This is a genomic window from Nocardia brevicatena NBRC 12119 (genome assembly GCF_000308495.1).
Lineage (GTDB): Bacteria > Actinomycetota > Actinomycetes > Mycobacteriales > Mycobacteriaceae > Nocardia > Nocardia brevicatena.
Map to the genome: position 1 here is coordinate 46,306 of NZ_BAFU01000013.1, position 8,297 is coordinate 54,602.

Genomic DNA, 8,297 nt, shown 5'->3' on the forward strand with positions numbered 1-8,297 from the left:
AAGGGAATCTGCCCATGAGCAAACCGGAAATCGAATTCCAGGCGGGCCCGCCGCCTACCGAGTTGGTCGTCAAGGACCTCGTCGTCGGCGACGGCCCGGAAGCCGTGCCCGGCGGCACGGTCGAGGTGCACTACGTGGGTGTGGAATTCGATACCGGCGAGGAGTTCGACTCCTCCTGGAATCGCGGGGAGTCCATCACCTTTCCGCTGCGTGGGTTGATCCAGGGCTGGCAGGAAGGGATTCCGGGCATGAAGGTCGGCGGCCGGCGGCAGCTGACCATCCCGCCGGAACTGGCCTACGGTCCGGCCGGCGGGGGACAACCGCTCTCCGGTAAGACCCTGGTCTTCGTGATCGATCTGCTCAACGTCGGCTAGGGACGATCCGGGAGAAGCAGGACCAAACGGACCCCGCCGAGGGTGCCGTCGTCGAAGTAGGCGTGGCCTCCGTGTAATTGGGCCTGCTGCGCGACCAGCGCCAGGCCCAGCCCGGATCCCCCCTTGCCGGCGCGGCTGCCCCGGAAGAAGCGCTCGAAGACCGCTTGGCGTTCTTCGGCCGGAATACCGTGTCCGTTGTCGTCTACGGAGATGACGATCGTGCCGTCGGACATGCGGTGCGCGGAGACCAACGCCTCGGTGGCCCCGCCGTGTTTCACGGAGTTGGCCAGGGCGTTGTCCACCGCCAACCGCAGGCCCGCGGGCAGGCCGCGGGTCACCAGCTCGATATCGGCATCGACGTGGACGGTCAGGTCCGGGAAATGTCGCATGGCGTCCTGGGCGGCCAGATCGCACAGCTCCACCACATCGGTGTCCACATGGTCGCGTTCCCGGGTGAGATCACCCGCGGCCAGCCGTTCCAGCGCGGCCAGGGTGGTCTCCAGCCGTTCCTGGCTGCGCTGCAGGTCGTCGAGAATCTCCGCTCGCTGTTGCTCGTTCAGGTCCAGGGTGCGCAGCACCTCCAGATCGGTGCGCATGGCGGTGAGCGGAGTGCGCAGCTCATGCGCCGAGGCGGCGGCGAAATCGCGCGCGGTCTCCAGGGCGGCCGCGGTCTCGGCCTGGGCCTGATCCACCCGCTGCAGCATGCCGTTCACCGCCTCGGCCAACTGTTCGGCTTCCAGCACCCCCGAGCCGTCCACCGGTCCGAGAGAGCTGTTCGGGGCGCCGTAGCTGTCACGGGAGCCCACTCGGCGGGTCAGATCGACGATCGGCCGCACCGCCCGGCCGCCGAACAGCCAACCCAGTCCCGCCGAGGCGGCGATGGCCAGACCGGCTCCGCCGAGAACCCACCGCTGCTGCCGGTTGGTCGCCTCGGCGGCCTCGGCGGCCGGTATCCCCAGTGATACCGCCCGTCCCGGCGGTTGATTCTCCGAGGTGGTCAGCACCCGGTACGGGATACCGTCGACGGTGACCGTCTTCGAGCCGGTGGGCAACGCGGGCAGCCGGATCGTGGTGCTTGCCACCATCTCGCCGTTGTCCCGGACCGTCAGCGCCATATTCCTGTCCGGGCCGACCAGGTTCACCACGCCGACCGCGATCACCGGGTCGATCAATACCAGCCGCGACGCGATGAGCAGCTGCTGATCCGTCTGCCGCAGGTTGTTGCGCTCGATGGCCTCCACCACGAACGCGCTCAACAGGGCGACGATCAGTACCGCACCGGCCGCCGCCGCGCCCGCAACTCGGGTGCGCAGCGAATACGACCGCCGCCGGCCCGGCGTATCCCCGGGCCGGCGGCCGGCAGGTGTCGGTGGAAGGGGCGCGTTCACTTCGGCGCCCGCAGGACGAATCCCACCCCACGAATGGTGTGCAGCAGCCGGGGCGTGCCGTCCGCCTCCAGCTTGCGCCGCAGATAACCGACGAAAACGTCCACCACATTGGTATCGGCGGCGAAATCGTAGCCCCACACCAGTTCCAACAGTCGCTCCCGACTCAATACCACCCCCGCGTTGCGCGTGAGTGTGGACAGCAGTTCGAACTCCCGGGTGGTCAGCTCGATCTCCCGCCCACGTACCGACGCCCGATAACCCGCCACATCCACCTCGAGCGGACCGACCACGATACTGTCCGGCGAGGCGGCGGGGGCGTCGGTACGCCTGCGCAGCAGCGCCCTGATCCGAGCCACCAGCTCCGCCAGAACGAATGGTTTGACCAGGTAGTCGTCGGCCCCGGACTCCAGACCCGCGATCCGGTCGTCGACCGAACTGCGGGCGCTGAGCACGCAGATCGGCACCTCGTTGCCCATAGCGCGCAACGCCGTAACCACCCCCGCACCGTCCAGGACGGGCAGGTTCATATCCAGCACGATCGCATCCGGCGCATGCCCGGAAACCGCCCGCAGCGCCGCGGCGCCGTCCCGGGCGGCCAGCACCCGGAACCCGGAGAGCCGAAGCCCGCGCTCCACGGAAGCGAGCACATCTTCGTCGTCGTCGACAACGAGTACGGTCGGGGCCGCGGTCTGCTCGCTGGTCACCCTCCAATTCTGCCTGTGCTCCACCGACACTTTCACCAACGCCCCACCACGATGGCCGTGTTCGTCCCGACCGGAGCGCCGTCGCGCCAACGGTGCCGCGCTGGAGAGATCCCGAGTCGCCACGCCCGGTCGAGCCTTCTCGGATGCCTTACCCCCGTGGTCGGGACCTGCCGCGGGCCCGGACCACCAGGGCGATATCGCGTAGCGGCGGCATGCTGGGAGAGTCCGCGTCGACAGGTCCCGGCCCTTGTCTTGTCGGCCGCCTCGCCCCCGTCGTGGGGGTCCGCCGCGGGGGCGGACCGCCCGGGGCGATATCGCGTAGCGGCGACGCGCCGAGAGAGTCCTGGTCACCGGTCCTGGCCGACACCTTCGTGAACGCCTCACACCGGTGGTCGGGGCCCGCCCGGGTCTGGACCGACCGGAGCGCCGTCGCGTCGGCGGCGGCGCGGAGGGAGGGAAGACCCGGGGTCACGAGGGCCCCGACCCGCGCCGCCGAAGGCGGCGCAATAAAAACACAGCCTTAGACGTAGCTGTGGCAGGTGTCCGCGACGGTGCGCAGGGTGGCGATCAGCTCCTGGGTGCGCGGGTCGTCGCCGGCCTGGTGGGTGGTGCCGGGATTCTGTTCGAGGTAGCGCTGCAGCTCGGTGCGCCGCTTCTCCACCGGCTGATCGAATTTCGCGCGCAGATCGGCCTTCAGTTCCGGATTGGAATCCAGGATCACCGCCAGCTGGGGCGCGTGATCGTGCAGCGCGGCGTCGACCTGCGAGAAGGAGCAGTCCGAGGCGAGCAGTGGTTCGGCCATCTCCAGTGGACCCGCCGAGGCGATGGCGGGTGTGAGCAGGCCGATCGCCGCGATTGCCGCCGCGATGCCGAACTTCCCGTACGGGCAGGTCATCTGGTGCCTCCTTCTCTGCGGTGTGACGGATCTCGTCACGGCTGGGGGTGCGGTGTCCTGATGACTTGTTCCAGGATGGCCAGGACGGTGGGGTCCTCGATGGTGGATGGGGGCTCGTATGGTTCGCCCGCGGTGATCTGTCGGATGGTTTTGCGCAGGATCTTGCCGGATCGGGTCTTGGGGAGGGAGGGAACCACGACGGCGTCGTACAGGCCGGCGATGGGCCCGATCTGTTGGCGGACCCGCTGGGCCAGTTCATCGCGCAGTGTGTCGGGATCGACGGTGGCCCCGGTTTTCAATACCACATAGGCGATGGGACGCTGGCCCTTGAGCTCGTCGGGCAGGCCGATCACCGCGCATTCGGCGACGGCCTCGTGGCCCGCGATGGCGGCCTCGATACTTCCCGCGGAGAGGCGATGGCCGGCCATATTGATCACATCGTCGGTGCGGCCGAGGACGAACAGGTAGCCGTCGTCGTCGAAGTAACCGGAGTCGCCGGTCAGATAGTGGCCGGGGAAGTCCGCGAGGTAGGAGCGGCTGTAACCCTCCTCGTCGTGCCACAGCCCGGTGAGCGTTCCGGGGGGCAGCGGGAGTCCGATCACGATACTGCCCTCGGTATTGGCCGCCACCGGATTGCCGGAGGAGTCCAGGACGCGCAGCCGGAAACCGGGTACCGGCACCGAGGCCGATCCGGGTTTGATCGGCAGCCGCTGCAGGCCGAGCGGATTCGCGCACACCGGCCAGCCGGTCTCGGTCTGCCACCAGTGGTCGACCACCGGGCAGTCGGTGCGGCCGGCCAGCAGGGTTTCGGCGGCCCAGGTATAGGTGGCCGGGTCCAGCCGTTCGCCGGCGCAGAACAGGGCGCGCAGCGAGGACAGATCGTAGGTGTGGGCCAGCGCGGCGTCCGGGTCGGCGCGGCGGATGGCCCGCAGCGCGGTCGGCGCGGTGAACAGGGCGTGTACCCGGTGCTCGGCCACCACACGCCAATACGTGCCCGCATCCGGGGTTCCGATGGGTTTGCCCTCGTACAGCAGTGTGGTCGCGCCGACCAGCAGCGGCGCGTAGACGATATAGGAGTGGCCGACCACCCAGCCGACATCCGAGGCGGCCCACATCACCTGTCCGGGGCCGACATCGTAGATATTGCGCATCGACCAGGCCAGCGCGACGGCGTGTCCTCCGTTGTCGCGGACCACGCCCTTCGGTTTCCCGGTGGTGCCGGAGGTATAGAGGATGTACAGCGGATCGGTGGCGGCCACCGAGACCGGTTCGACCGCTTCGGCACCGACCAGCGCATCATCCCAGTCCAGCCATTGCGCGGCCACACTGTCGGCCGAGCTCGGCAGGGTATCGGTGGCGGGCTGTGGGGCGGGAAACCGGTTCGGCGGGAAACCGGGCCGGTGTTTCACCAGCACCGTCCGCGGGGCGGTGGTCGTGGCCAGTTCGAGCGCGCGGAGCACGATCGGCGGATAGTCGATCTGCTTGCCCGGTTCCAGACCACCGGAGGCGGTGATGACCAGGACCGGTTCCGCGTCGTCTATGCGCGCGGCCAGTTCCGGTGCGGCGAATCCGCCGAACACCACCGAGTGCACGGCTCCGATCCGCGCACAGGCCAACATCGCGATCACCGCTTCGGGGATCATCGGCATATAGATGACGACCCGGTCCCCGGTCGCCACTTCGAGCCGCCGCAGCGCGCCTGCGAAAACCGAGACCTCCTCGAGGAGGTCGGCATAGGTATAGACACGACCCGTTCCGGTCATAGCGGATTCGTATATGAGCGCCGGCTGGTCGGCGCGGCCCGCCGATTCGCGCACATGTCGGTCGAGGGCATTATAGGAAGTATTGAGTCGGGCGTCCGGAAACCAACGGGGCGTCTGGCGCGCGGAGGAATCGAGGACCTGCGTCGGCGGAACGTCCCAGTCGATGGCATCGGCGGCACGGGCCCAGAACTCGGCCGGATCGACCAGGCTGGTCTGATAGACCGGTCGATACTCGTTCCTCGCGTTCACCCGTGACTCCCTAGCCTCGCCTCGCACCGCCCTCGATAGATCAGCATGATTGTGGCAGACTTCACGCGGCCCCCAGATGAGAGCCGCGACCTTTGTTTTCGTTTGGAACAAGCTGGTCACTGTCCGTCGAACCGGGCGGGGTACACCAAGAAGTTATCTATCCGTTAGAATCCGATGACATCAATTCGGTCCGTCGTAGACGCAACTTCTCGGCCAGCCGCGATCCTCGGTCAGCTCCACCGTCGTGCCAGCGCGTGAATGTGGAGTCGCTGATGATGCATGGCTGGGGCCAGGTTGGAAAGTGAGTTGGAGATGCGCGACGCCGCTAGGTCCGGCAGGAAGCGTTGGGCGCTCAGTAACTGGGACCTGCGTTGGAAGGTTACGGCCGTGCTGGCCGTGCCCCTGGCGGTCGCGGTCGGACTCGGCGTGTCCAGGATCTCGTCACAGTGGGGCGAGGCGAACCGGCTCGCGGCGGCCGCCGAGAATGTCGGCGTGATTCCCACGGTGACCGGTTTGAGCGCGGCCACCTCGACGGTCGCGGGCTCGGCGGTCATCACCCTCGCGCCGGGGCGGTCCATGGTGACCGACGAGAACATCACCACTTTGGACAAGGCGCTGGCCGCAGCCGAGGCGGCGGTCGGCGAACTGAGCGACGTACCCGCCGCTCAGCAGGCGTTCACGGAGATGATCGACGGAGCCAAGGCGGTGCGCGCCAACGGTAAGGCGCCCTCGTCGCTGCCACCCGCCGAGGCCGCGGCCCAGATCGACTCCTACCGCAGCGCGGGCGTTCGGACCGTGGAAGCCATCGTAGCCGAGATCAGCTCCTCCTCGATCGACCCGGCCAAACTTCGCCTCGTCGACTCGCTCAATACTCGATCCGCCATGCTCGGCGAGGTGGTCGCCGCGGCCGAGATCATGCGTGATCCGGTCGCCGGCCTGCAGAGCTATATGATCGCAGCGAATACCGAGCGCACGCTGGTGAACATCCTGGCCCACCGCTACAGCGCCGAAGACCCCGATATCGCCATCCTCCGTCAAGGTATCGATGCGCGTGTCGCGCTGGTCACCGGTCCCGAGGCGCAGGCGGGCAGGCTGCCGATCGGTGAATCGCGCCAATCGCTGCTGGGCAGCCTCGACACCACGGAGAAACTGGTCGCCGAGGCCACCGCCGCGATCGACAGCGGCGTACAGAAGATGGCCGACAAGGCGCTGCGGGACGCGATCGTCTACAGCATCGTGGTGCTGCTGACCATTCTGGCCGCGCTGCTGCTGGCCGTCTTCGTCGCGCGGTCGATGATCGTGCCGCTGCACCGGTTGCGGCTGGCCGCACTGCGCGTCGCCGAAAGCGATCTGCCGGACGAGGTCGCCGAACTGCGCAACGGCGCATCGCCCGAGCAGGTGCCGCTCGAGCCCATGCCGATCCGCAGTGACGAGGAGATCGGCCAGCTGGCCCGCGCCATCGACGATATCCACGGCCAGGCGCTGCGTCTGGCGAGTGATCAGGCGCAGATGCGCTCCCAGGTCAACGATATGTTCGAGACCCTGGCCCGACGCAGTAAATCGCTCGTCGACCATCAGCTCACGCTCATCGAGGCGATGGAGTACGACGAGAAGGACCCACGGCTGCTGGAGAACCTGTTCCGGCTGGACCATCTCGCCGCCCGTATGCGTCGAAACGGCGACAACCTGCTGATTCTGGCCGGCACCAAACAGCGCCGCGCCAAGTCCGCTCCGGTCGAGATCGCCGACGTGCTGCGGGCCGCGATCTCCGAGGTCGAGGATTACGAACGGGTCAAACTGGGCGCGACCCCGCGGGGTGCGCTGGTCGAGCCCGCGGCCTCCGATATCGCCCACCTGTTCGCCGAGCTGCTGGACAACGCGCTGCGCGCTTCGCCGCCGGAGACGGACGTCAAGTTCACCTTCGCCCAAGCACACGACCAGGGGTTGCTCATCGAGGTCGCCGACCGCGGTATCGGTATGCCGCCCGCGGAGATGGCCGAGATCAACCGCAAGCTGGAGAGCACCGCCGAGCCCGGTCCGGACACCGCCCGGCACATGGGTCTGTTCGTGGTCGGCCGGCTGGCCGAACGTCACGGGCTCACGGTGCGGTTGCGTCCCACCTTCGATACCGCGCGCGACCCCGGTGTCACGGTTACCGTGCATATTCCGCTCGGTCTGATCGTCGCGGGCCAGACGCAGATCCTGCCGCTGGCCTCCGCGTCCGGACCACAGCCCGCGGTGCCGAAGTCCGAAGACGAGAAGACGACCGAGTCCGGTCCGAAGCCGCAGGCGTCGCCGTCCACCATGCAGACCCGAGGGATCAGCCGGACCCCGGGCGGAAATGTCATGGTCACGGTCGATCCCGGTATGAGCGGGCCGATTCCGGTCACCGAGCGGCCCGGCGCCGCCGAGGACCGTCCCGGGTCCGCATCGGCTCGACCGGCCGCGGCGATCGGACCGAACGGGTTGCCGCAGCGACAGCCCGGTTCGGCCATGGCCGGCGGTCTGCGCGGCCAAGAAGAGCAGGCCGCGACCAGCCTGCGGTCCGCCAGTGCCGGTTCTACGCCGCAGCGCGGGAAACTCGCCGCCGCGAGTCTACCCAAGCGCAACCTCGGCCCCGGTGGCACGCTGCCCCCACGCTCCGGTGACACCCCGAGCGAAGCCGCCGCGGGCGGCCCGCCACCACGGGACAACGCGCGCGACATCCTGACGCAACGCCGCCCCGGCGCGGGCGGACCGCCCCCCGAGGGGTCCTTGGGTCTTCCCCAGCGCCGGCCCGGCGCCAACGGCATACCGCCACGCGAGGGCGGTGCCGTCGATGCCCCGGGTGCGCCGCAGATCTCGCGGGGGAGCAATGGTCTGCCGCAGCGCCGGCTCGGGGCCCCCGACACAGGCACGAACGGACGCCTCTCGGAAGAACCGGC

The 8,297-nt window shown here is 68.7% G+C and carries 6 protein-coding genes; 2 read left to right on the forward strand and 4 right to left on the reverse strand.

Annotated elements, in window-relative coordinates; genetic code table 11:
* The first annotated feature begins 14 nt into the window (after positions 1–14).
* Positions 15–374 (forward strand): FKBP-type peptidyl-prolyl cis-trans isomerase, encoded by a 360-nt coding sequence (locus tag ON20_RS02895; protein WP_040833302.1) that lies wholly within the window; start codon positions 15–17, stop codon positions 372–374.
* On the opposite strand, the gene ON20_RS02900 is transcribed toward ON20_RS02895, so the two are convergent.
* The 4 genes from ON20_RS02900 to ON20_RS02915 all read right to left on the reverse strand — a co-directional run bounded on the left by ON20_RS02900 (position 371) and on the right by ON20_RS02915 (position 5,373).
* On the reverse strand, positions 371–1,762 hold the full coding sequence (locus ON20_RS02900; protein WP_174361846.1) for a sensor histidine kinase: 1,392 nt from the start codon (positions 1,760–1,762) through the stop codon (positions 371–373). The two genes, ON20_RS02895 and ON20_RS02900, sit on opposite strands and share 4 nt — an antisense overlap.
* The gene (locus ON20_RS02905) at positions 1,759–2,466 is read right to left on the reverse strand and encodes a response regulator transcription factor (protein WP_040833303.1); all 708 of its coding nucleotides are present in this window, start codon (positions 2,464–2,466) and stop codon (positions 1,759–1,761) included. Before ON20_RS02905 ends, ON20_RS02900 begins: the two co-directional genes overlap by 4 nt.
* A gap of 520 nt (positions 2,467–2,986) precedes the next feature.
* Positions 2,987–3,361, reverse strand: a complete 375-nt coding sequence (locus ON20_RS02910) for a hemophore-related protein (protein ID WP_040833304.1) — start codon at positions 3,359–3,361, stop codon at positions 2,987–2,989.
* A 35-nt stretch (positions 3,362–3,396) separates the two neighbouring features.
* Entirely contained in the window at positions 3,397–5,373 is a 1,977-nt protein-coding gene (locus ON20_RS02915) for an AMP-binding protein (RefSeq protein WP_040833305.1), read from the reverse strand.
* Between the two features lie 387 nt (positions 5,374–5,760).
* On the opposite strand from ON20_RS02915, the gene ON20_RS02920 reads away from it, so the two are divergent.
* On the forward strand, positions 5,761–8,297 hold a 2,537-nt coding region (locus ON20_RS02920), incomplete at its 3' end, for a sensor histidine kinase (RefSeq protein WP_245546977.1).

Coding starts and splice junctions, on each gene's coding strand:
- ON20_RS02895 (WP_040833302.1), top strand. CDS start 15: ATGAGCAAACCGGAAATCGAATTCCAGGCGGGCCCGCCGCCTACCGAG.
- ON20_RS02910 (WP_040833304.1), bottom strand. CDS start 3,361: ATGACCTGCCCGTACGGGAAGTTCGGCATCGCGGCGGCAATCGCGGCG.